Origin of the sequence: Pseudomonas sp. GL-R-19, from assembly GCF_019956375.1 — a bacterium.
Taxonomy (GTDB): Bacteria; Pseudomonadota; Gammaproteobacteria; order Pseudomonadales; family Pseudomonadaceae; genus Aquipseudomonas.
In genome coordinates, this window is sequence record NZ_JAHBDJ010000077.1 from 153,096 (window position 1) to 175,932 (window position 22,837).

The window sequence follows — 22,837 nt, forward strand, 5'->3', positions numbered from 1 at the left end:
GCGGCAGCAGAAACCCCATTGACGGTGCCGTGCCGATGGCGAGCAGACAGCAGATCTTGTGGGACGATGGCGAGCGGGTGTTCTCCCGCGTTCGGCGCTTGGGGCAGAGCGGTGGCAGTGAGTTGCTGGTGCAGCCGTCCGCTGAACAACCGCTACCCGCGACCCTCGACCGACTGGCTCACGAATACAGCCTCAGGGATGACCTGGACAGCGGCTGGGCCCTGCGGCCACAGGCGCTGACGCGCGAAAGCGGTCAGACGCGCCTGTTGCTCGACGACCCTGGCGGCGAACCGCTGTCGCACCTTCTGCTGGCCGCTTTGGAGGTAGAGCCCTGTCTGCTCCTGGCCATCAGCATCGCCGGGGCGCTACGCCAGTTGCACCAGCATGGTCTGGTGCACAAGGATCTCAAGCCCAATCACATACTGGTCAATTGCCGCGACGGCCAGACACGGCTGACCGGTTTCGGCCTGACTTCCCGGTTGCCACGCGAACGACAGGCGCCCGAGCCGCCGGAGACTATCGCCGGCACCCTGGCGTACATGGCGCCCGAGCAGACCGGACGGATGAATCGCTCCATCGACTCGCGCAGCGATCTCTATGCCTTCGGCATCACCCTCTACCAGATGCTCACCGGCGTCCTGCCGTTCAGCGCCAACGACCCGATGGAGTGGGTGCACTGCCACATCGCGCGCAAGCCTCTGCCACCCTGCGAGCGGGTGTCCGGTGTGCCGGTCATGCTGTCGCAAGTCGTGATGAAACTGTTGGCCAAGACTGCCGAAGAGCGTTACCAGAGTGCCGCCGGGGTCGAGCATGACCTTCGCCGGTGCGTGGTTGACTGGCAGCGCGACAGGCGCATCGAAACCTTTTCGCTGGACGAGCAGGGCACTCCTGACAGGTTGCTGGTTCCCGAGAAACTCTACGGTCGCGAGCGCGAGGTGCAGACCCTGGTCGAGGCGTTTTCGCGCATCGTCAATAGCAGCGCCCCGGAGCTGGTGCTGGTGTCTGGGTACTCCGGAATCGGCAAGTCCTCGGTGGTCAACGAACTGCACAAGATACTGGTGCCGCCACGCGGGCTGTTCGCGTCCGGCAAGTTTGACCAGTACAAGCGCGACATCCCCTACTCGACGCTGGTACAGGCCTTCCAGGGCCTGGTCCGCACGCTGCTGGGCAAGAGCGACGAGGTGCTGGCTGACTGGCGCAGTGCATTGCTGGAGGCGCTGGACCCCAACGCCCGGCTGATGACCGACCTGATTCCGGAACTGAAGCTGATCATCGGCGAACCGGCGCCGGTGCCGGAGCTGGAGCCGCAACAGGCGCAGCGGCGTTTCCTGCTGGTGTTTCGCCGATTCATCGGCGTCTTCGCCCGCGCGGATCACCCCCTGGCGCTGTTCCTCGATGACCTGCAATGGTTGGATGCGGCGACCCTCGACCTGCTCGAAGACCTGCTGACCCATTCGGAACTGCGCCACCTGATGCTGGTGGGCGCGTACCGAGACAACGAGGTGGATGCCAGCCATCCGCTGATCCGCAAGCTCCAGTCCATTCGCCATGCCGGCGTGCGCGTCGATGAGATCAAGTTGGTACCGCTGGCCAGGGCGCACATTGAACAGCTGATCGCCGAGGCGCTGCATTGTCCTCTACCTGGCATCGTGACCCTGGCCCGGCTGGTGCAGGACAAGACCGCCGGCAACCCGTTCTTCGTCATCCAGTTTCTTCAAGCCCTGGCCGAGGAAGCGCTGCTGAGCTACGACCATACGGTGCGCCGGTGGCGCTGGGAGCCGGAGCGTATCCACGCCAAGGGGTACACCGACAACGTCGTCGATCTCATGGTCGGCAAGCTCGCGCGCCTGCCAGCGCAAACCCGGCAGGCGCTTGAGCAACTGGCGTGTCTGGGCAACGTGGCGCAGATCGACACCCTGGCGACTGTACTGGACCTGACGCCGGTTCGGGTCCATGCGGTGCTGTGGGCGGCGGTGCGCCAGGAGTTGGTCGAGCGACTGGAGGGCGCCTGTGCGTTCGCCCACGATCGCATCCATGAAGCCGCCTATTCGCTGATCGCCGAAACTTCCCGTGCCGAGGCGCACTTGCGGATCGGCCGGATCCTGGCTGCGCAGACGCCAACGGAGCGGCGCGAGGAAGCCATCTTCGAGATCGTCGGCCAGCTCAACCGTGGCGCCGGTCTGATCAACGCGCGCGGTGAGCGAGAGCAACTGGCCGAGTTCAACCTACTGGCCGGCCAGCGCGCGAAGGCTTCCACTGCCTATGCCTCAGCGCTGGCTTATCTGGGAGCCGGCGCGGAGTTGCTCGACGAGGATTGCTGGGAGCGCCGCCACGAACTGTGCTTCGCCCTGGAACTCAACCGTGCGGAGTGCGAATTCCTTACCGGTCAACTGGCGCTGGCCGACGAGCGACTCACCGCGTTGGCGGCGCGCGCCACGACCACGGTGCATAGCGCGGCGGTGGCCTGTCTGCAAATGGACGTCTGCCTGCTGCTCGATCGCAGTGACCGTGCGGTAGGTGTGTGCCTGGCATATTTGCGCCAGGTCGGTATCGGTTGGTCATCCCACCCGGACGACGAGGAGGTGCGCCGCGAGTACGAGCAGATCTGGACTCAGCTGGGCGAACGCAGCATCGAGCAGCTCATCGACCTGCCGCTGATGGAAGACGCAGCCTCGCTGGCCACCCTCAACGCCTTGAGCAAGCTTTTCGCGCCGGCATTGCAGACAGACGCCAACCTGGCCTGCCTGACCATATGCAAGGCGGTCAGCCTGAGTATGGAGCGCGGCAATTGCGACGCTTCCTGCGTGCTTTATGCCAACGTCGGGCGGGTGGCCGGTCGGCGCTTCGGCGACTATCAGGCGGGCTACCGATTCGGCCGTCTTGGCTGCGAATTGGTCGACCGGCGTGGCCTCAAACGCTTCGAGGCGAGCACCTACCTGTGTTTCTCGATGTTCGTTGCACGCTGGATGAGACCGGTGCGCGAGTGCCGGGAATTGCTGGATCGCGCCTTCGTCGCGGCCAACCGGGTCGGCGATCTGCCTTATGGCGCCTTTGCCGGCAATGGCCTCATCTCCGACCTCCTGTTCATCGGCGAACCACTGCAGGAAGTACAGGGCGAAGCCGAGCACGGCCTGGCCTACGCGCAGAAGGTGCACTTCGGTCTGGTCATTGACTTCATCAGCACCCAGCTGGCGTTGATCCGCATGCTGCGGGGACAGACTCCGGTCTTTGGCTGCTTCGACGATGGCCGGTTCGATGAAGCGCGTTTCGAGGCGCACCTGAGCAGCACGCCGGACCTGGCACTGGCAGCGTGCAAGTACTGGGTGCGCAAACTGCAGGCACGTTACCTGGCCGGCGACTATGCGGTGGCGGCAGACTGCGCGGCGCAGGCCAAGGCGCTGATGTGGATCGTTTCGTCATTCTTCGAGGAAGCCGAGTATCACTTCTACGCGGCACTCACGTTGGCAGCCCGTTTTGATCCCGGCTCCACCGGGGAACCGGCTGCACCACTGCAGGCTTTGGCCGGGCACCATGGCCTGCTGCAAGTCTGGGCGCAGCAGTGCGCGGAAACCTTCGCATGCCGGGTTGCGCTGGTGGGCGCCGAAATCGCACGCATCGAGGGTCGTCTGGTCGAGGCGCAAATGCTCTACGAGCAGTCCATTCAGTTGGCGCAGGATAGCGGCTTCGTCCATCTCGAAGCGCTGGCCAACGAGCTCGCGGCGCGCTTCTACGGCGCCCGCGGCCTCGGCAAAATCGCCCGGCTGTACCTGCAGGATGCTCGCTACGGCTACCTGCGCTGGGGCGCCGACGGCAAGGTCCGGCAGTTGGAGAGGCTCCACCGGCACCTGCGCAACGAAGATGTGGCACCCGGCCCGACCACCACCATCGCCACAGCGGTGGAGCACCTGGATCTGGCCACAGTGCTCAAGGTTTCCCAGGCAGCCTCGGGAGAGATCGTCCTTGAAAAGTTGATCGACATGGTCATGCACACGGCCATCGAGCAGGCCGGCGCGGAGCGTGGCTTGCTCATTCTCGCCGAGGCCGGCGAACTGCGCATCGCGGCGGAAGCCGACACCAGTAATGGCACCACACAGCTGCGCGACGGGCCGGTGAATGCGACCGCGCTGGCGGAATCGGTGCTCTACCAGGTGCTGCGAACCGGGGAGAACCTGTGCCTGGAGGACGCCTCGGCCGATCCCGCGTTCGCTGCGGACCTCTACATCCACCAGCGCGGGGCGCGGTCGATCCTGTGCCTGCCGCTGATGAATCAGGCCAAGCTCACCGGCGCGCTCTACCTGGAGAACAACCTCACGGCCGGCGCGTTCAGCCCGGCGCGAATCGCCGTTCTGCGACTGCTGGCGTCGCAGGCGGCAATCTCGCTGGAGAACGCGCGCCTGTACCGCGATGTGGCCGAACGCGAGGCGAAGATCCGCCGACTGGTGGACGCCAATATCATCGGCATCATCGTCTGGAGTGCCGATGGCGAGATCATCGAGGCCAACGATGCCTTCCTGTGTATGGTCGGCTACGAGCGCGACGACCTGGTTTCCGGGCGTGTACGCTGGCACGACATGACCCCGCCGCAGAGGCGCGCAGAAAGCGAAGAGGCCCTCGCCACGGCCGTGCGCACCGGCCGTGCGCAACCCTTCGAGAAGGAATACATCCGCAAGGACGGCAGCCGCCTGCCGGTGATCGTCGGCCTGGCTGCCTTCGAGGCCAGCTTGCAGGAAGGGGTCGCCTTCGTACTCGACCTGACCGAACGCAAGCAGGCCGAGGAGCAGGTCCGCAACGGCGAGCGGCGCTACCGCGAGGTGCAGGCGGAACTGGCCCATGCCAACCGTGTGGCCACCATGGGGCAACTGGCGGCCTCTATCGCCCACGAAGTGAACCAGCCGATCGCCGCCACCGTGACCAATGCCAACGCCGCCTTGCGCTGGCTGGGCGCGCAACCGCCGGAACTGGGTGAGGTGGGCCAGGTGCTGGGGCGCATCATCAAGGATGCCAATCGTGCGGCGGACGTGCTGGGGCGCATCCGCGAGCTGATCCGCAAGACACCGCCGCAGAAGCAGGCGGTAGACGTCAACGCGGCGGTGCGCGAGATGGTCGAGTTCACCCGCGGCGAAGCCGTCAAGCATGGCGCTGTGGTGCGCACACGACTCGCCGATGGCTTGCCGCAGGTGAATGCGGACCGGGTGGAGCTGCAGCAAGTGCTGCTCAACCTGATCATCAATGCATTCGAGGCCATGGGCGACGTGCCCGATGGGGAGCGTCACCTGCTTATCAGCACCGAACATGAGCCGGACGGTATGCGTGTGACGGTCGGCGACAGCGGGCCAGGGTTCGCCGCGGAGAGCACCGAGCGGGTCTTCGCGCCGTTCTACACCACCAAGGCCACCGGCCTGGGCATGGGCTTGTCGATCTGCCGCTCGATCATCGATACCCACGGTGGTCGCCTGTGGGCCAACGCAAACCTGCCGCGTGGTGCGCTGGTGCAATTCACGCTGCCGGCGTATCTCGCAATGGACATCTGAATTTCAGCACGGCGCTTGACCTTGAGTGCCGATGTCTGTCACCTGGAGGATATCGACGACCTGTGCCAGTGCATTGGCGAGCGATTCGGCGAAAAGGTCCAGAGCAACAGCCTCCCGACCTTTTCGCCTGCAACTGCACGGCGTTACGACGGCCGATCCATCATCCCTGGATGAACGCCAGCAGATCCGCATTGATAGTTTCGGCATGGGTGGTGCACATGCCATGGGGCAGGCCGGGGTAGGTTTTCAGCGTTCCGTGCTTGAGCAGCTTGATGGTCAGTCGCGCTGAGTCATCGATGGGGACGATCTGATCATCTTCACCATGCAGGATCAGGGTTGGCACCTCGATCATCTTCAGATCCTCGGTGAAGTCGGTTTCCGAAAAGGCCTTGATGCAGTCGTATTGCGCCTTGGCGCCGCCATTCATGCCCTGGCGCCACCAGTTGTCGATCACCGCCTCGGATACCTTGGCGCCCGGCCGGTTGAAACCATAGAAGGGGCCGGCGGCCACGTCCCGGTAGAACTTCGCGCGGCTCGCCGCAAGCGCCTCGCGGAAGCCGTCGAACACTGTCAGTGGCAGACCGCCCGGGTTCTTTTCCGTACGCAGCATGATGGGCGGTACGGCACCGATCAGCACCGCCTTGGCGACGCGACCACCGCCACCATGGCGCGCAACGTAGCGGGCTACCTCGCCGCCACCGGTGGAGTGGCCGATGTGCACGGCGCCCTTGAGGTCCAGGTGGGCGGCCAGCTCCGCAAAATCGGCGGCATAGGTGTCCATCTCATTGCCCACCGCGGACTGGCTGGAGCGCCCATGACCACGCCGGTCATGGGCGATCACGCGATAGCCCTTGCTGAGGAAGAACAGCATCTGGTTATCCCAGTCGTCGCCGGACAGCGGCCAGCCGTGATGGAACACGATGGGTTGGCCGGTGCCCCAGTCCTTGTAGAAAAGACGCGTGCCGTCCTTGAGCGTGAAGTATCCCGAGCCCTGATCCCGGCGGCGTGAGCCGCCACTCGCAGGCGCTTGGGCTTTGCTCGATTGACCCGCCAGGGCAGGCACGGCCACTGCCAGTGCGGCAGCCGCCACACCGGCGTTCATCAGGGCGCGGCGGGTGGTTCCTTTGGTTTCGTCGGTCATGGTGAATGCTCTCGTCTGGGTACCGCTCTTGCGGCGAATGAGGGGCGGTACGATCGGTCCCGCGAAGTGCGCAAGGCTTTTCGCAATGAGGCCGAAGTACCGGTCCGCAAACCCTATTCCCAGGCAATAGCCCACACCATCGTCCATGGGTATCGCGCAACCATACTTAGGTTTCACGGATGGCTTGGAAGGTTGCACCATGGGATTGCTGCCGAGACCATCTCCCCAGCGGCGGGGAGCAAGGCAGGGCTCGGAAACCGGTTGGAGCATCTGCTTGTTTCGCTCATTTTTGCGCCCATTGCTGTATCTCGGCTGGGCGTCTTCGCGAACCTCTGCTTGCGACTGTGGATTCAACCGGTTGCACCACGCGGTGCCGGGAAACCTGATACGTCTGGGTGGTTTTCGTTCGGCGGTCTGCCGTGTATGGCGGCGAGCCCTGACACGTCCTGGCCAGCGTAATCGGCTTCAATGGTCACGCTGACTCAAGGTGCCAATAATAGTGCTATTGCGCAACACATGTTGGTGAGTGAGAAAACGGTAAGTACCTATAAGGCGCGAGTGGTAAAAAAACTTAAGTCCGGCAATTTAGTTAACTTGGTCATGATTGCCAGGCGTTGTGGCTTGGTCCGGGAATAATGGTTTTCATTCGTAGTATCGTGAGCCTTACAGCTACCAGTACAGGCTTGCCCCCGGAAGGCTGTCTCCTCAGGTGAGCAAGTAAGGCCAATGGAGTGGCGTTTGGCTATCAAGTCACTTGCGTAATGACCTGTGCAACGAATGAGATTTCAGTTCACTAATTTACTCCTTGTTTTCGGGTGCTCTGCCGGGAGCTTAGGAGGGCGGTTAGTGCGCTGAATCTTTCTAAAAACATTTTATAGGCATCGTGCATGACTGGCACAACAAATGTGCGCATCCAACTGAATCAACACGAAAGTAATCTAAAACTACTATTGCAAAGCATGGTCGACGGGTTGAAATTGCCAGATCGAAATGGACGCGCGGTGTGAACCGATAAATTGTTCAGCACCTCCTTGAGTTACCTTTTCTAGGCTATGGTTAGTTGGGGTTGAGACTGTGCGTGGGGGCTTATTGATGCCCCGGGGGGGCGCCATCGACCACTTAATCCAAAGTGGTATCTATCAAGGATGATTCATGAATATCAGAACAGCGATCTTGCCCGCCTCTGCGCTACTTGCCCTGTATGGCGACCTGAGCTTCGACCGCGACTCCGGCACCAACACTCCGGGCAGCGGCAGTGACAATGCCCTCGATCCGATTCCCGGGGGCAGCTTCTTCATCAGCCATGAACTGGACGAGCACTGGAGCGTCGGTTTCGGCCAGTACGGTGACTTCGGGTTGGCGGTGAATTCGACAATGCCTGGATTCAAGCCTTGGCCGGCAGCATGACCTGGCGATTCTGATGTTTTGTAAACGAAAGAACGACGATTTCTTCCAAGGAGTAAACACCATTATGAATCTGTCCCGAAATTTGCTCATCGGTGCTGCGCTGACCGGCGTCTTGTTGAGCGGTTGTACCTCGAAAGTCACTGAGCAAACCCAGTATTCCGGCTTCCTGGACAACTACAACAACTTGCAGGAAGTCAAAACACCCAGTGGTGGAACAGTGATGCGCTGGACCAGCCCGACCTGGAGTTCGAATGCTTACGACACCGTGGTGTTCAACAAACTGGAGTTCTACCCGGCGCCCAAGCCTAATGAGCGAGTCAATCAACAGACGCTGACCGACATTCAGAACTACATGAGCAGCAAGGCTGAGGCCACGTTGAGTCAGAAATACCGTGTAGTGTCCAACACCTCATCTGCCCCGGCGGGTTCCCGGTCCCTGATCATGCGGGCGGCAATTACCGGGGTCAGTGCCTCCAACGAAGGCATGAAATGGTATGAAGTCGTACCCGTTGCGGCCGTTGTCGGCGCGACACAGGCCGCCACCGGTCACCGCGACCAGGACACCAACCTGTTCATCGAGGCCGAGCTCATCGATGCGAAAACCAACCAGACCGTGGCCAAAATGGTGCGCAAGGTGTTTGGCACGACACTGGAAAACGAAAGCCAGCAGGTCACCGCCAAGGACTTCAAGGCTGCAATCGACAAGTTGAACGTCGATCTTTGGGCGTTCATCCGCAGTTAAGTCTCGTTTGAATCGCCAATAGCCATTGGCGGTTCAAAAGTGCTCAAGCACAGGATTGCTGACATGGGCCGCTATTCATCGCTTCGACCCTTTAGATTGCAAAGACCGTTACTTTTTGCATCGCTCGCCAGTGTACTTGCGTTAAGCGCTTGTGCATCTGTCGATGCCCGGACGATCAGTGGGTTCGTGACATGGAAACGATTCAACTTCGCAAGTTAAACACCAATAACGAGGTATACCGCAATGAAATCAATCCTGTTCAGGTTGACGGTCACGTTGATGACTGTGCTGGTCAGTGCCTGCTCCGTCGTAGGATCAACCGATGGCGGTGCCGGTGAAACCGAGATCCGCTCAGGCAAGATCGAGCAGATATCGTTGGCGCAGATGCAGACCAATCATGACAGTGGCGTCGGTGCCGTACTCGGCGGCCTTGGTGGTCTCGCTGTCGGCAGCTTGATTGGTCATGGCACCGGCCGCGATGTCGCCATGGTTGCCGGTGCACTCGCCGGTGCTGCGGGCGGTAATTACGCAGAAAAGAAAAAGTATGACCAACCGATAGAGGCACAACAGATCATTGTGCGAGTAAGAAACGGCGTGTTGGTATCGGTGACTCAGCCGATCAATCCGTCCTTGGGTAAAGGCATGAACGTTTACATCGAAGGTTCTGGCAATGATGCCCGAGTAGTACCGCAAGGCAGTTAAGGTTACTTGGGGCTTCTGCGCAACGCTAGTCGGTGCGAATCACTGCGGGTTTTGCAGACGCCTCGGTATTTAAAAATGGGTCCATCAAGAGAGGCCCAGATACAAGCCGCTTCACGCTAAAGAATTAAAAATATCAACAAGCGAAGTCATGACCACATGATTGCTCACGACAGCAATGCGCTCATGGCTATTGAGGTGAAAATGAACAGGAAGTTTAACAGGGGCTGGACCATGGCTGCGGCGGTCGTCGTGGGTTCAACGCTTTTCGCGGGGTGTGCGGGCAAGAACGATCCGATCGCGCAGGCCGACAAGGCGGATGTGGCCAAGGGCGTGGCCGCGCCGAGTCTGGAGCAGACCAAGGCGATCGCCGAGGAAGGCTTTATCTACGGCTTGCCGCTGGTCATGAACTACGCCGTGATGAACGAATTTGCGGTGGACTCCAGGTCCAGCCAGTTCAAGGCCCCCTTCAACCAGCTGTACAACGAGCATCGGGTTTCTACTCCCGCCGATACGGCCGTCATTACGCCCAACAGCGACACCCCGTACTCGATACTCTGGGCCGACCTGCGCGCCGAGCCGCTGGTGATCACCGTGCCGGCCGTCTCCAAAAAACGTTACTACTCGGTGCAGTTGATCGACGGCAACACCTATAACTACGGTTACATCGGCAGCCGGGCCACCGCCAGCGCGGCCGGGAGCTATCTGATCGCAGGCCCCGACTGGAAGGGGGCGACACCGCCAGGCATCGACAAGGTGTTCAGCTCCACGACCCCTTTCGCACTGACGCTGATCCGCACCCAGCTGTTCAATCCGGCCGACATGCCGAATGTCGAGAAGCTGCAGGCGGGTTACAAGATCCAGCCGCTGTCCGCCTTCCTCCATCAACCCGCGCCGCCCGCTGCGCCGAAGATTGCTTTCGTGCCGGCCACCACGGAGGGTATCAAGGCCAACTTCTTCGAGTACCTGTCGGCCGCATTGGAGTATGTGCCGCCATCGGCTGAGGACAAGGCGATCCGGGCGAAGCTGGCCAGCATCGGCGTAGGTCCCGGTCGCAGCTTCGAATTCAAAGACCTCTCGCTCGAGCACAAGGCCGTGGTCCTGCTGGGGATGAAGGCCGGCGACGAGAAGGTCGACAAGTTCCTCGCGAGCGGAATGAAGAACATCAACGGCTGGAACGTCGGCGCGTTCTTCGGCGACCAGGCGTTCTACAAAGACGACTGGCTGATGCGGGCTGGCGCCGCGAAGGGCGGTCTGTACGGCAACGACGCCGCCGAGGCGACATACCCCTACACGCGCACCGATGGCAGCGGCCAGACGTTGAATACCGGCAAGCGCAACTACACGCTGACCTTCCCGGCCGGCAAATTGCCGCCCGTCAATGCCTTCTGGTCGGTGACCATGTACGACGGCAAGAGCCAGCTGCTGATCAAGAACCCGATCAACCGCTACCTGATCAATTCGCCGATGCTGTCGGCGATGAAGAAGAACGCGGATGGCTCGCTGACCCTGTACATCCAGAAGGATTCGCCGGGCAAGGCCAAGGAGGCCAACTGGTTGCCGGCGCCTGACGACACGGTCTATCTGGTGATGCGCCTCTATTGGCCGAAGGCCACGGCGCCTTCGATTCTTCCCGCCGGCAGCGGTAGCTGGCAGCCACCGGCAGTGGTGGCATCGAAGTAACGCGAACTTGCGGCTGCTTGCCAATTGCAAGCAGCCGTTTGATTTCCGAGCTATTCGCAATGGCGTTGGTCGGCTACCGGTGAGCACTAGCCGACGGATGACGCGCGCCCCCCAGTCTTCTCCGACCCAGGGTGCTGTAATTCCTGCGGGTATGACTGCTCCTTTGCCGGTAATGACGGATAAGGATCTTGAACTTCAAATAGCCGACGCACCTGCACGGGATCGGCGCTTGCGCTTTGTTCAAGAGGAAGGAAGTATCGTAGTTGCCATTGTTGTGTCCTAACGGCCTCTTTGGCGACGGGTTTGACCCAAGGTGGATAAACGCGGATGGCGCGTTTACCGCCTTTACCGTTAATCGCCATGATGCCCTTTGATACCAGTATCTTCTGGTCGAAAACAAACTGTCCGCGATGCGTTGCATCGAACACACTCACCACAACAAAGGCTACGCCGTCATCGACATCGAGAGGCGCAATGGTGCTGCCTGACGTCGGGCGCTTCCATATTGTGACGAACTGTCCAATCTTCGTCGGCGTTGTTTTAGCCACACGGAAGACAATGGAGTGTCCGTCGAGGCCAAAGCGGGAGGCACCATACTCGGCACTCTCAGCCTCGCGCAGAGCCTGATCCGTCAATTGCATTCCCGCCGGCTTGTACACATTCTGGATAGCCGCTATCAGATCGTTCGGAATATGGCCGAGGGCAGGGTCTGCCGCGCTTGCATACTTTGTGTCTGGGTCAATTAAATCGGATTTCAACGGGAACAGCTCCTAAACGACTCATTGACCATACGACCCATTTCAGAACATAGGCTACGCCATTCGACATGCCGAAGCGGACTACGTGCGGTTACGTCGTGTGATCGCGCAAGGTGGGATAGCCAGACATCCTCGTAACTTGCGTCGATGATGAAGCCGCGTCACATACACGAGGCAGGAGCCGTATGCGGTAGTTCCGCACGTAAGTTCCGCACGTACGGATCTGAGCGGGGGGGACGGCAGGTAACTGCCGTCCCTACCGCAACCGTTCAACGCTCGGCATGCTGGTAATAGCGCCAGAACAGTAATGCATAGACGATGTCACCCGATGCCGCTACTGGCAATGGCCACGGGATGCTGCCCGCCAGCCAGTGGCCATAAACCACCACGACAAACAGTACTTTCAGGATTATCCCGAGCAGGATATAGGGACGATACTGCAGCGGATCGCGAGCGATCATCCAATAGGCCCAGCCGAATATGATAACCAGGCACGTGGTGAGTTGAATGAAGAGGGTTGAGGTGGGGGTAATTTGCAGCCCCAACAGTGCAGCTACGGGGCGCAGAGCTACAAGTAATGGAAGGCCCGCGAGTACGTTGAAGCAAGCGGCAGAAATAAACAGCTTGCGGGTATAACTGTCGGTCATGGGATTGTTCCTGAGCGGTGGTGACGCCTCGCATCACGCAGAGACATCTGCTAATTTTGGGTCTCAGCCAAGCAGCTTGAGCAATGCCGGATAGCTATTGGGGAACAGCCTGCTTATCCAGAACAAGGTGCTCGACTTGTTCCCTGTGATAATGCGTTTGGTTCCGTTGCGCAGCCCCCTGATGATGTCGCCGGCACAATCCTCCGGCGGCGTCAGCAGCATCTTGTCGGCAAGCGCTTTGAACTTTTCTTCTGTACTACCGGCGGCTTTACAACGTCGTCCGGACTTCTCGATATTGGTTCGGATTCCTCCGGGGTGCACACACACGGCGCGTACACCGCTACCTTCGAGTTCCGACCATAATGCTTCGGTCAGACCACGTACGGCGAACTTCGACATGTTGTAGGCGCTTTGCATCGGGAAACCCACCAGGCCAAATACGCTGGAAATGTTGACGATGCAGCCTTCTCGCTGGGCCTGCATCATCGGCAGGAACGCTTTGGTACCGTACAACACGCCCCACAGGTTGATACCGAGTTGCCACTCGTACTCATCGATGGAGGTGTTGGCAACTGTCCCGATGACTGCGGCGCCTGCGTTATTGATGACGAAGTGCGCCGTGCCAAAATCGCGCTTCACCTCGTCAGCATGGGCCTGGAAGGCGTCCCAGGACGATACGTCCAGGAGGTAACCTTTCGCTTTGCTGGCGTCAGGCAATAGCTTCATGGTTCTGTCGAGACCCACCTGGTTGATGTCTGACAGGGCGACATGTGCGCCCGCTTGCACCATCTGGATAGCCAACTCCCGACCAATGCCGGATCCTGCGCCAGTGATGACGACTACTTTGTCTTGGAACATGTTTTTATCCTTTTTGTTTTGATTGGTTTCGCCGCTACACATTTTTTCTGACAAGCACTATTTGCTGAGAATGTGGATCGCGACGGCTGCCTCCTCAATGCCCTGCAAACCGCCGCCGTTCTCCTGGATTGCGTGGCGTGCACCATGTACCTGGCGTGCGCCAGCCTCCCCGCGCAGTTGCGTCACCAGTTCGTAGAGCTGGCCGATTCCGGTAGCACCGAGCGGATGACCTTTCGATTCCAGGCCACCTGAGGTATTGACCGGGATGCGTCCGCCCAGGGTGAATTCGCCACGTTCAGCCGCAGGGCCGCCCTGACCGAACGGGACCAGGCCCAGGTTTTCGACCTGAATGATTTCACCCATCGCCGAGGCGTCATGGACTTCGGCGACATGCATGTCTTGCGGCCCCAGGCCCGCCAGGTCATAGGCCAGGTTAGCGGCCAGGTGACCGACGTTCAGTTCCGGCTGATCGAGCCGGCGATGGCTGAAGCTGCGGATGACACTGGCCGCTACCTTGATGCAGCGGCTCCTGTCGGCACCGATGCGTGCGAGTCCTTCCTCGGTGCACAGGATGGCTGCTGCCGCACCGTCCGACAGAGGCGCGCACATCGGCAGGGTCAGTGGGTAGGTGATCGGAGGGGCGGCAAGGATTTCGTCGATACCGAAGGCTTTGCGAAATTGCGAGTAAGGGTTATGGACCGAGTGGGTGTGGTTTTTCGCCGACACCGCTGCGATCTGACGCTGCGTGGTGCCGTAGGTTTTCATATGCTGACGGCATAATGCGGCATAGATGGCCATGAATTTGCTGTAAGGCTTGTCCGATTCCGACCCGGCGGGCGGCACCACTCCTTCGCCCATTTTCACCAATATCTGGTAATTCTCTTCGGCGCGAGAAACATCCCATCCAGCCTCGAACAGCGAGAGGGCTTTCAGTTTATCCGGGATGTTCATCTTTTCCGCACCCAACGCCAGCGCGATACTGGCCGTACCGGCCTTGAGACTTTGCACGGCGAGATTGAAGGCTGAGCTACCCGAAGCGCAGGCATTCTCGACGTTATAGATAGGAATGCCTTGAATACCGATCTTGCTGAACACGACTTGACCGGGGATCGAGAGCTGGCCTTGCAATGGGCCATTGGTCATGCCGGCATAAAATGCGATATCGAGATCGGCGGCACTGCAGTGGGCGTCCTTCAATGCGCCCTGGAAAGCTTCGCGTGCCAAGTCGTCGAGGCTGCGTTCGGTGTGGCGACCGAAGACGGTCATGGCGATGCCGGCGATATAGATATTGCTCATTGAAAATTCCTTATATTCAGTTGGTCGGTGTCCAGTTCGCACCCCTCCGGTTGTGTCAGATCTTGCGAGCTGCGTTTTCCCAATACGGCTGACGCAGTTCTTTTTTCAGCACCTTGCCCACCGGACTGCGTGGCAGGCTGGTAGTGAAGTCGACCGACTTCGGTGCCATCACGCTGCCCAGCCTGGCTTTGCACAGCTCGATAAGCTCCTGCTCGGTGGTTTCCTGGCCTGGGTTGAGCTCGACCACGGCCTTGACGGCCTCGCCCCATTTCTCATCGGGCACGCCAATCACGGCGCAGTCCTGAACGGCCGGATGTCCCCACAGCACTTGCTCGACCTGGCTGGGATAGACGTTGAAGCCGCCGGAAATGATCATGTCCTTCTTGCGATCGGTGAGGTGCAGATAGCCTTCGGCATCGATATGGCCGATGTCGCCGGTATGCAGCCAACCGTCGACGATGGTCTCGGCGGTCTTCTCCGGCTGCTTGTAGTAACCCTTCATGATCAGGTCGCCACGCACGCATATTTCACCGGTTTCACCGCGCGCCAGGATCTGGTGGGTGTCGCTCATCACTTCGACGCGCACCAGCGGGTTGGGGCGGCCGACCGAGGACAGGCGTTCATCGTCGGCGAATTGGTCACCCACCAGATGCTCGTCGGGACGAAAGTTGGCGATGCTGGCCGGTGCTTCGGTCTGACCATAGCCGCCGGTCATGACCGGGCCGAAAATCTCGATAGCTTTCTTCAGCTTGTCTACCGACATCGGAGCAGCGCCATACATCAGGTACTTCACCGAGGAGAAGTCCAGTTTCTCGATACCGGGAATTTCCAACAGCCTGTAGATCACCGTTGGCGGCAGAAAGAGCTCGCTGACCTTGTGCTGCGCAATGGCGTTCAACATCAATGCCGGATCGGGTTTGGTAATAACCACGACAGTGCCGCCTTGCGCCGTGCAGGGTACGGCCAACAGGCCGGCAGTGTGGGTCATCGGTGCAGCGGCCATATTCACCGGCTTTTCACCATTGCGATAAGCACAGGTCAGCATGAAGTGGGCAATGAACGTCTGCACGCTGCGGTGGGTGTTCATCACTCCCTTTGGCGTGCCCGTAGTGCCGCCAGTGGGTGAGACCGCCACCACGTCGTCCATGTCATAGGCGACTTCGGGACGGCTCGCCGGCTGACCGGCGCTCCATAGCTCCAGCGAAGGTGCATCGACAGCGTCGGCATCGATGCAGATCCAGTGCTTGATCTTCGGCAGCCTGGGCCGCAGCTCGGTGATGATTGGCGCGAAGTCGTTCTGGTAGAACATCACCTCGCAGTCGAATGCGTCGAGGATGTAGTGATTCTCTTCGCTGGAGTTGCGCGCGTTGACTGGAATCCAGGTCATGTTGGCGCGCCATAGACCCAGTGTGCAGGCCCAGGCGGTGACGTCGTTACCTGACCAGACGGCACCCTTGGTTTCCTTCGGCAAGCCCAGTGCGAGCAGCTTGTTGGCGATGCGACACGAGAGCTCGCCGATTTCGTTGAAGGTGTAAGAGCGCTCGCCCTGGATGTAGGCGACCCCGGCAGGGTTGATGCCCCAGCCGCGGTCGTAAAAGTCGATGATGGCCATAAGTGGTTCCTGTGCCGGTAATCAGAGTTTGGTAACGGTGGCACGGGCCAGGCCGCGCTCTTCCAGGAAGCCGAGCAGATAGCGGTGTCCAAAAGCTTTGGAGCCGGAAGCGAAGCCGACCTTGTTGGTGTCGCCGTCGAGCAGCCTGATCGCCGCCGCGGCTTGTAGGGCTCCGGTGGAAATATAGGGTGTGACGCCATGCACGGTAGCGCGCACGGCGGCCAGGTGACCACGGCCGATAGCGATGTCGACGCTGCGTTGCAAGGTGGTGCGTTCGCGGGGCGGCATGCTCGGCGTGGTGGCCTCCACCAGGCTCCTCACCACTGCGTCCTGCTGCTCCTTGGACAGGTGCTTGTATTCCGCTTCCCACTTCTGGCTCAGACCATGCACCATCGGCATCACGTTGTTGTCGTAGAAACCGACCGCGGAGGTGCAGGCGCGCACGCGCGGATCATGCTCGAAGTAAATCGGCAGCGAGGTTCCCCCCCAAGGCAGGCAGAAAACCGGCTGCATGAAGTTAGGGTCGACAATGTTGAACGAAGCGGTAGCGGGGTGCTGCACCAGCTTGTTTTCCCACAGGTAGAACTGCTCCCTGTGGAACAATTCGAAAATCGAGGCCGCCGAGCCCAGGCTGACCCCTGCGACATCACGCGGGCCGCGGCACAGGGCGGCGGTTTCCAGCACGTCGATGCCGGGGGTTTCCAGCGCCAGTTCGGCGGCGATCTCGGAGAAGCTGAACATGTAGGACAGCGATGGCGAAACCAGCAGGCCAGCCTGACGATAGAGCTCGCCAAATTGCTCGCGAACCTGACGTACGTAGCTTTGCTCGCCGGTGGTATCTATGTGGTGGCAGCCGGCCTTGAGCGCGGCCTCGACGGTGGTCAGACCGAAGTTGACGAAGGGCCCAACGGTGTTGCAGACAACCTTGGCCCCCTTGAAGGCGGCGCTCAGCGACTCGACGTTGTGCTCGGCCTCGATGATTTCATAGGTCGCGGACTCCAGGCGTACCACACGTTGCGCCATCATTTCCTGGGCACGCTTGGCATCGCGCGCCACAGCGGTGAAGGGGATGTTCTGGTCGATCAGCCAGTCCATGGTCAGCATGCCGGTGTAGCCACTGGCGCCATAGACAACTACGGGGAATTTAGCCATTTTTGCGTCTCTTGTTTTTTGGTTATTGGATAGCTGCAAACATCAATTCTGTGACCAGCCTTCGGCATAGAGCTGTTGGCACAGGAGGCCAACACGCATCGTGATGATGGTGTTCTCACCATCCTCGATCAGTGCAGAGCGGGCATCGCGGAAGATCTTTTCAATCGGGTACTCACGTGAGGTGCCCGCGCCACCGAACAGCTGCAGCGCCTCGCTGGCAACCTTCATGCACTCTTCGGTGACCGTCACCTTTGCTGAAGCTGTCGCGTAGGGGTGAGCGCACGGCGACAAACGCGCATAGGCCAGTGACCGCCGTGCGACGCCGCGTGCCAGTTCGACGCGTCGCATCATGTCGCCCAGGCGGTAGCGCGTGAGCTGATGGTCGATCAGCAATTGGCCGCCCTGTTTACGTTCATGGCAATACTGCAAAGCCATTTCGAAGGCCGAGCGGGCAACGCCGGTGAACACCTGCGACATGTGCGTACCGGCGTAGGACCAGGCCGAGGATTGGTTGCCGTAATATTGATCTTTCAGGGCGACGGCAAAGCGGCGTGGTATTTTCACGTTGCTGAAATAGATTTCACCCTGTGGCAGGGCGCGCTGGCCGATTTTGTCCAGCGGCTTGCCGCGTGAAATACCGGGCAGGTCGAGCGGGATGATCACAGCTACGCCGTGGGGGCGGCCATCGGCATCGAAGTAGCCGTCACCATAGTCAGCGGTGATGTGAGCCAGCGCGACTTGCGCCACGGCACCGTTTGAAACCCAGGCCGAACATTGGCCATTGATAACGATCTCGTCCTTGCCGACTTTGGCGCAGAGGCTGCCCTTGTTGCCTTCCTGCCCGGGCGGCCATTCGCGCTTCATGTCGTAGATCATCAGATCGCTGCCTTTGTCCGGATGAGTAACCATCCAGCAGCCGATCTTGCCCGTGCAGAGCTCTACGAGCTCCTGATTGCCGGCGGCCATGGCCATCTGCAAGGGCGCACCGCAGACAACCAGTGAAATCCCCAGGCCGGCATCGCCCCAGCCCATTTCCTCGCCGATCAGTGACTCAAGACGAACAGCGGTCTGGGGTTCGAACTGAGAGAAGAAAGTTGGCTCGATACCGAGCTTGGCGGCCTCTTGAAACACCGACCAGAATGGTGAGTCTGGTGCGCACACGTCGGCGGCACTCATTTTGTCGAGCTCGCGGCCGATGGGGCGTAGTACGTGCTTGGCAAACTGATGCACCGCCTGCTGTATGGCGCGCTCTTCTTCAGTCAGCGGCGTTTCAAAGCCAGTCAGACCGACGGCAGGCAATCGCAGGGTTTCGTGCAATGTGATCATTGTGAAGGCCTCACCTGGCGTTGTGATCGATCTGCCTCGCACTGATGCGAGCGGCGGAAATTCGGTTGATTATTGTTCTTTCCGACATCGACAACTCACCTGAAAAGCGGTCATATTTGTCAAAATATGCTCATCCCGAGATGCCCATGAATCCGCAACAACAGGTCCATGAAACACTGGGATTGCCCTTGCTGGGCGGCCTGGTGTGCAGTGACATCCCCTTGTATGCGGAGCGCTATTTCCTGCATACGACTGATCTAACCGTCCCGCCCGTTGACTTCATGGCCCTGCTGACCCAGTTCGGTGGCTCGCGGGCGGATGAGGGGGCAGGGGGCGAGTTGCGCTCAACATCGATGCCGCGCTTGTCAATGCTGCTGCCTGCAGGTTGTGCCACTCAATGGCACTATTCCGGCAGCATTGATTTCGCGGTTTTTTATCTGCCCGAACGCACTGATGGCGTGTTTCGACAATTGCGTGAGCTATGCGCTGGCGCGCAGGCACCATTGCCCGTCAGTGATGGTTTGGTGAGCGCAGCGGCCCGGCAATTGATGGATGAGCTAAGTCTTGGGAAAGGGGCTGATCAGGGGTTCATGGCAAGGTTGGCCATGGTCATGCTTGAGCAGGTGTATCGTGCGCTACGCGTTGACGCGAGCAGAGGTATTTATCCGCCGCATATTCATCTGGCGCGCCTGCATACAGTCCTGGTCTTCATTCGCGAGCATCTGGGGCAGGAACTCTCGATCAGCACACTGGCTGGCCAGGCGGGTGTCAGCCCGGCTCATTTCCGACGGCTGTTTCAGCGCGCCATGGGCATGCCGCCCCATCGCTATGTGATGAATGTACGACTGGAACATGCACGTGATTTGCTCATGCAGACCGATCTACCTATTTTGCATGTGGCACTGGAGTGTGGCTTCAGTTCTCAGAGCCACCTGACGGCAGCGTTCAAGGTTGCGCACGCCAGTACACCGGCCGAATACAGAGCCCTGGCTGGAAGGTAGCGGAGCTTTGGCGTGGCGAGCAGGTCACTGCACCGAAAGTACGCAAGCGGCTTGCGTTGGATTGCACCGGGAGTTCAAGCCCTCGGACTATTCCATGGTAGTGTTCGGCCGTTTGGAACTGTATCCAGGGACCTTCAGACGCTCCTTGGGTAAGCGTCTCTCAACCACTCAGGTCTGAAACAATGGACTGCATAGAGCCCCAACTGATCCTCAAAACGACGCCGCCGCGTAGTCAGAAATCAGCACGGATGCGAAGCCGCCTGGGTATTCATACCCAGGAACTGACAGACAAAGTGGTGATCGCCGTTCAAGCGCCGGCAGGCTTCGGCAAAACCTTTCTGCTGACCCAATGGCGCCGTGAATGTTTGTCTCACGGCGCCGTGGTGGCCTGGATGACGCTGGATGCACAGGATGATGGTGCGCGTTTTGTCCAGGGGCTGGGAGTTGCCATGGCCATTGGCAGCGGTCGGCCGTCGTTTGCCCGCGCATTCGAGCCTATTGCGGGATTGGGGCGTGACGAACAGGAAGGGCTGACGCAGTGGTTGGCGGAAGTGGCCGATCTGGGTAGCGAAACCGTATTGATTCTGGATGAAGTGGATACCCTGCCCGAGCTGACGATCCGTTACTCCCTGACGTACCTGTTGCACAACGCGCCGGCCAATTTGCGCATCATCATGGCCTCTCGCACACGGTTGAATCTGCAAGTGGCGGACCTCGCGGCAAGAGGGCTTTTCACGACGATCATGACAGCGGCTTTACGACTGAATGTGGAGGAGGCGGTCGCCATCCTCAATGATCGTTTCGGCGCAAGGGTCGATGCCGACCTCTGCATGCGGCTGCACGAGATAACCGAAGGCTGGCCGCTTGGCTTGCAATTAGCGATTTCGGCGTTGGAGAAGAGCCCGAATCGGAGTGCGGCAGTCGAAGGGTTGTCGACTTGTCTGGGTGATATCCAGCGCTATTTCGTCGACGGTCTGCTCGCACATCTTCGGGAGGAGCAGGTTCGGTTTCTGACCGGCATTGCCTTGTTGGAAATGGTCCAGCCCCTGTTATGCGAGGCACTGACGGGCAACGCTCGCTCGGGTGAATTGCTGAAGGAATTGTGTGCCTCGACACCGATTTTTGTTGAAAGTATCGACAGTGACTGGGTGCGCATCCATCCATTGGCGCGGGAATTTCTGCTCGGCCGTTTTGCCGACTTGCCGTTGGAGGAACGTCAGGGTTATCACCGGCGCGGCGCCGTGTGGCTGGAACAACACGGTTTCCTGGAACAGGCCGCCCGGCAATATCTGTTGGCCGACATGCCCCAGCCGGCCTATACGTTGATTGGCAAATGCCTGTACGAAGTCGCGTTGCAAGGGCAATTCAGCCGGGTGCTGGAGTGGGTCGAGGAGCTTGGCTCCGCTGACGTGTTGGCGCATCCGCGCATCTGCCTGGCGGCGGCCTGGACATTGGCAATGGGAGCGCGTCAGGCAGAAGCGGCGCAATTGATTGCTGCGATTGAACAGCATCCGTCCGCCGACGAGGCGACACGTTGTGAAGCGGCCGCCATCGCCGCCACCGCCGCCTTCTTTGCGGACCGTCCGGATCAATCGCATGAGCTCATCATGCCTTGGGTCGATCGATTGCCTTCATTCTCAATGACGGTGCAAGCCTTGGTCGCGAACCTGATCGCCCGGCTGACGCTGTTGCAGGGACAACCGGAGAAAGCCCGGCGAATCTTTCAGCGAGCAGCGATTTACGCGGGTAGTCCTGGCCTTGATGCCATACGCGGGTATGGCGAGTGGGTGGTCGGTCTCGCTTATTTATACGAGGGTCGAATAGTGTCGGCGCGCACTGCGCTGCACGATAGCCTGTTGCATGCCGAACGGGACATCGGTCGGCGTAGTCCGGTGGCGGTCATTCTAGCGAGCGCTCTGGCGACGGTGTTGCTGGAACAGGGGGCAATTCAGGAATCCGCTATGGTGCTGGCGAACAGGCTGGATATCGTTGAGCGATTGGCGTCCCCCGATGCCATTGTGCAGGGTTTCCTCGCCGCCGCTCGACTGGCCTCACTCCAGGGGCAGGGGCATCGCGGGCAGGATCTGCTCGAGGCGTTATTCGCCCTTGGAGAAGAGCGAAATATTCCACGATTCTGCATTGCCTCCCTGGGAGAGCAAATACGCCTGCATGCCTTGCAGGGACGCAGCGATACCTGTCAGGCATTATGGCGACGACTGGACAGTTTCACGCCGGTTATTGCCCGTGAGCGAGCAGGGTTGCTGGGGCCGGAGCTGGACTTGCTCGCCGGGGTAGCCAACGCTTATGCCTTACTGGCCCAACGTGATTGGGAGGCTATGCTGGCGGTGCTGGACAAGGTCAGTGAAACAGCCGAATACCTGCGTCGTGGGCGAGACATCGTGCAGATCAAGCTGCTCAAGGCACTGGCACTCAGGGCAACCGGACAGGGCGGCACTGACCATTTGCTGGAGGCTGTCAGCCTCGCGCAAGAAAACGGTATGTTACGCGTGGTGCAGGACACCCATCCGGACCTGATCAAATGGGAGCAGACGCTCCAGGGTGAAACGGTCCCATTGCTTGCCGCGACCTCTACGCCCGCACCTGTTGCGCGACCCGAATCCACTCCATTGAGCGTGTCCCCGAGTCGTCTCTTGACGCCCAAGGAACGCGAGGTGTTGCAGCTATTGGCTCGCAACCTGTCCAACAAGCAAATCGCCCTGGCGCTGAATGTCGGCGAGGAAACCGTGAAGTGGCACCTGAAAAACCTGTTTGGAAAATTCCAGGCCGGCACAAGACAGCATGTAGTCGCGCGTGCATACATGCTGGGAATTCTCGAGACAGCGGGCTAATGCCAACCCGCCACCCGAGATGATCCGTTCGGATCATCCTTCAATCCCCCCCCACATCCGATGTCCAATCGCCCCCCCAGTCAATGGGGGGGTGCGCTTTTCGACTTCGCAATAGTCTGACCCCACAAAAGCGCC

Annotated in this window: 15 protein-coding genes and 1 pseudogene; 8 read left to right on the forward strand and 8 right to left on the reverse strand. The window is 60.0% G+C overall.

Annotated elements, in window-relative coordinates; genetic code table 11:
- The first annotated feature begins 35 nt into the window (after positions 1-35).
- Positions 36-5,531 carry an ATP-binding sensor histidine kinase gene (locus KGA83_RS27600; protein WP_223531342.1) on the forward strand — a complete coding sequence of 1,832 codons (5,496 nt, stop codon included), beginning with the start codon at positions 36-38 and terminating at the stop codon, positions 5,529-5,531.
- A 160-nt stretch (positions 5,532-5,691) separates the two neighbouring features.
- Here KGA83_RS27600 and KGA83_RS27605 read toward each other — a convergent pair whose 3' ends face one another.
- Positions 5,692-6,672, reverse strand: coding sequence for an alpha/beta fold hydrolase (locus tag KGA83_RS27605; RefSeq protein ID WP_223531343.1), 981 nt, complete (start codon positions 6,670-6,672; stop codon positions 5,692-5,694).
- A 516-nt stretch (positions 6,673-7,188) separates the two neighbouring features.
- On the opposite strand from KGA83_RS27605, the gene KGA83_RS30210 reads away from it, so the two are divergent.
- From KGA83_RS30210 to KGA83_RS27630, 5 genes and pseudogenes are all read left to right on the forward strand, one after another.
- Positions 7,189-7,308 carry a LuxR C-terminal-related transcriptional regulator gene (locus KGA83_RS30210; protein WP_411741928.1) on the forward strand — a complete coding sequence of 40 codons (120 nt, stop codon included), beginning with the start codon at positions 7,189-7,191 and terminating at the stop codon, positions 7,306-7,308.
- 546 nt (positions 7,309-7,854) lie between these two features.
- A pseudogene (locus KGA83_RS27615) lies at positions 7,855-8,040 on the forward strand (transporter); the annotation flags it as partial.
- A gap of 103 nt (positions 8,041-8,143) precedes the next feature.
- A complete protein-coding gene (locus KGA83_RS27620) occupies positions 8,144-8,821 on the forward strand; it encodes a DUF3313 domain-containing protein (protein ID WP_223531345.1) in 678 nt (225 codons plus the stop codon).
- Between the two features lie 243 nt (positions 8,822-9,064).
- A complete protein-coding gene (locus tag KGA83_RS27625; protein ID WP_223531346.1) occupies positions 9,065-9,523 on the forward strand; it encodes a glycine zipper 2TM domain-containing protein in 459 nt (152 codons plus the stop codon).
- 201 nt (positions 9,524-9,724) lie between these two features.
- On the forward strand, positions 9,725-11,203 hold the full coding sequence (locus KGA83_RS27630; protein ID WP_411741927.1) for a DUF1254 domain-containing protein: 1,479 nt from the start codon (positions 9,725-9,727) through the stop codon (positions 11,201-11,203).
- Between the two features lie 86 nt (positions 11,204-11,289).
- Here KGA83_RS27630 and KGA83_RS27635 read toward each other — a convergent pair whose 3' ends face one another.
- The 7 genes from KGA83_RS27635 to KGA83_RS27665 form a co-directional block, all read right to left on the reverse strand.
- Complete coding sequence (locus tag KGA83_RS27635; RefSeq protein ID WP_108217619.1) at positions 11,290-11,961, reverse strand: MepB family protein; 672 nt, start codon at positions 11,959-11,961, stop codon at positions 11,290-11,292.
- 269 nt (positions 11,962-12,230) lie between these two features.
- Positions 12,231-12,608 carry a hypothetical protein gene (locus tag KGA83_RS27640; RefSeq protein ID WP_223531347.1) on the reverse strand — a complete coding sequence of 126 codons (378 nt, stop codon included), beginning with the start codon at positions 12,606-12,608 and terminating at the stop codon, positions 12,231-12,233.
- Positions 12,609-12,671: 63 nt separating this feature from the next.
- A complete protein-coding gene (locus KGA83_RS27645) occupies positions 12,672-13,466 on the reverse strand; it encodes an SDR family NAD(P)-dependent oxidoreductase (protein ID WP_223531348.1) in 795 nt (264 codons plus the stop codon).
- Positions 13,467-13,523: 57 nt separating this feature from the next.
- Positions 13,524-14,762 carry a thiolase family protein gene (locus KGA83_RS27650; RefSeq protein WP_223531349.1) on the reverse strand — a complete coding sequence of 413 codons (1,239 nt, stop codon included), beginning with the start codon at positions 14,760-14,762 and terminating at the stop codon, positions 13,524-13,526.
- A 55-nt stretch (positions 14,763-14,817) separates the two neighbouring features.
- Complete coding sequence (locus KGA83_RS27655; RefSeq protein ID WP_115947724.1) at positions 14,818-16,374, reverse strand: class I adenylate-forming enzyme family protein; 1,557 nt, start codon at positions 16,372-16,374, stop codon at positions 14,818-14,820.
- A gap of 21 nt (positions 16,375-16,395) precedes the next feature.
- The gene (locus KGA83_RS27660; RefSeq protein ID WP_223531350.1) at positions 16,396-17,526 is read right to left on the reverse strand and encodes a saccharopine dehydrogenase family protein; all 1,131 of its coding nucleotides are present in this window, start codon (positions 17,524-17,526) and stop codon (positions 16,396-16,398) included.
- A gap of 42 nt (positions 17,527-17,568) precedes the next feature.
- Positions 17,569-18,852: an acyl-CoA dehydrogenase family protein gene (locus tag KGA83_RS27665; RefSeq protein ID WP_223531351.1), complete on the reverse strand. Its 1,284-nt coding sequence runs from the start codon at positions 18,850-18,852 to the stop codon at positions 17,569-17,571.
- 65 nt (positions 18,853-18,917) lie between these two features.
- Here KGA83_RS27665 and KGA83_RS27670 point away from each other — a divergent pair, with 65 nt between their 5' ends.
- Together KGA83_RS27670 and KGA83_RS27675 are read left to right on the forward strand one after the other, a co-directional pair.
- Positions 18,918-19,853, forward strand: a complete 936-nt coding sequence (locus KGA83_RS27670) for a helix-turn-helix domain-containing protein (protein ID WP_223531352.1) — start codon at positions 18,918-18,920, stop codon at positions 19,851-19,853.
- A gap of 248 nt (positions 19,854-20,101) precedes the next feature.
- Positions 20,102-22,702 carry a LuxR C-terminal-related transcriptional regulator gene (locus KGA83_RS27675; RefSeq protein ID WP_223531353.1) on the forward strand — a complete coding sequence of 867 codons (2,601 nt, stop codon included), beginning with the start codon at positions 20,102-20,104 and terminating at the stop codon, positions 22,700-22,702.
- Positions 22,703-22,837: the final 135 nt, after the last annotated feature.

Bases quoted from the DNA above. Each gene is read 5' to 3' on its own strand.
- KGA83_RS27605 (WP_223531343.1), bottom strand. From the start codon at position 6,672: ATGACCGACGAAACCAAAGGAACCACCCGCCGCGCCCTGATGAACGCC.
- KGA83_RS27650 (WP_223531349.1), bottom strand. From the start codon at position 14,762: ATGAGCAATATCTATATCGCCGGCATCGCCATGACCGTCTTCGGTCGC.
- KGA83_RS27675 (WP_223531353.1), top strand. From the start codon at position 20,102: ATGCGAAGCCGCCTGGGTATTCATACCCAGGAACTGACAGACAAAGTG.
- KGA83_RS27645 (WP_223531348.1), bottom strand. From the start codon at position 13,466: ATGTTCCAAGACAAAGTAGTCGTCATCACTGGCGCAGGATCCGGCATT.
- KGA83_RS27620 (WP_223531345.1), top strand. From the start codon at position 8,144: ATGAATCTGTCCCGAAATTTGCTCATCGGTGCTGCGCTGACCGGCGTC.
- KGA83_RS27640 (WP_223531347.1), bottom strand. From the start codon at position 12,608: ATGACCGACAGTTATACCCGCAAGCTGTTTATTTCTGCCGCTTGCTTC.
- KGA83_RS27625 (WP_223531346.1), top strand. From the start codon at position 9,065: ATGAAATCAATCCTGTTCAGGTTGACGGTCACGTTGATGACTGTGCTG.
- KGA83_RS27600 (WP_223531342.1), top strand. From the start codon at position 36: ATGGCGAGCAGACAGCAGATCTTGTGGGACGATGGCGAGCGGGTGTTC.
- KGA83_RS30210 (WP_411741928.1), top strand. From the start codon at position 7,189: ATGTTGGTGAGTGAGAAAACGGTAAGTACCTATAAGGCGCGAGTGGTA.
- KGA83_RS27655 (WP_115947724.1), bottom strand. From the start codon at position 16,374: ATGGCCATCATCGACTTTTACGACCGCGGCTGGGGCATCAACCCTGCC.
- KGA83_RS27630 (WP_411741927.1), top strand. From the start codon at position 9,725: ATGAACAGGAAGTTTAACAGGGGCTGGACCATGGCTGCGGCGGTCGTC.
- KGA83_RS27665 (WP_223531351.1), bottom strand. From the start codon at position 18,852: ATGATCACATTGCACGAAACCCTGCGATTGCCTGCCGTCGGTCTGACT.
- KGA83_RS27660 (WP_223531350.1), bottom strand. From the start codon at position 17,526: ATGGCTAAATTCCCCGTAGTTGTCTATGGCGCCAGTGGCTACACCGGC.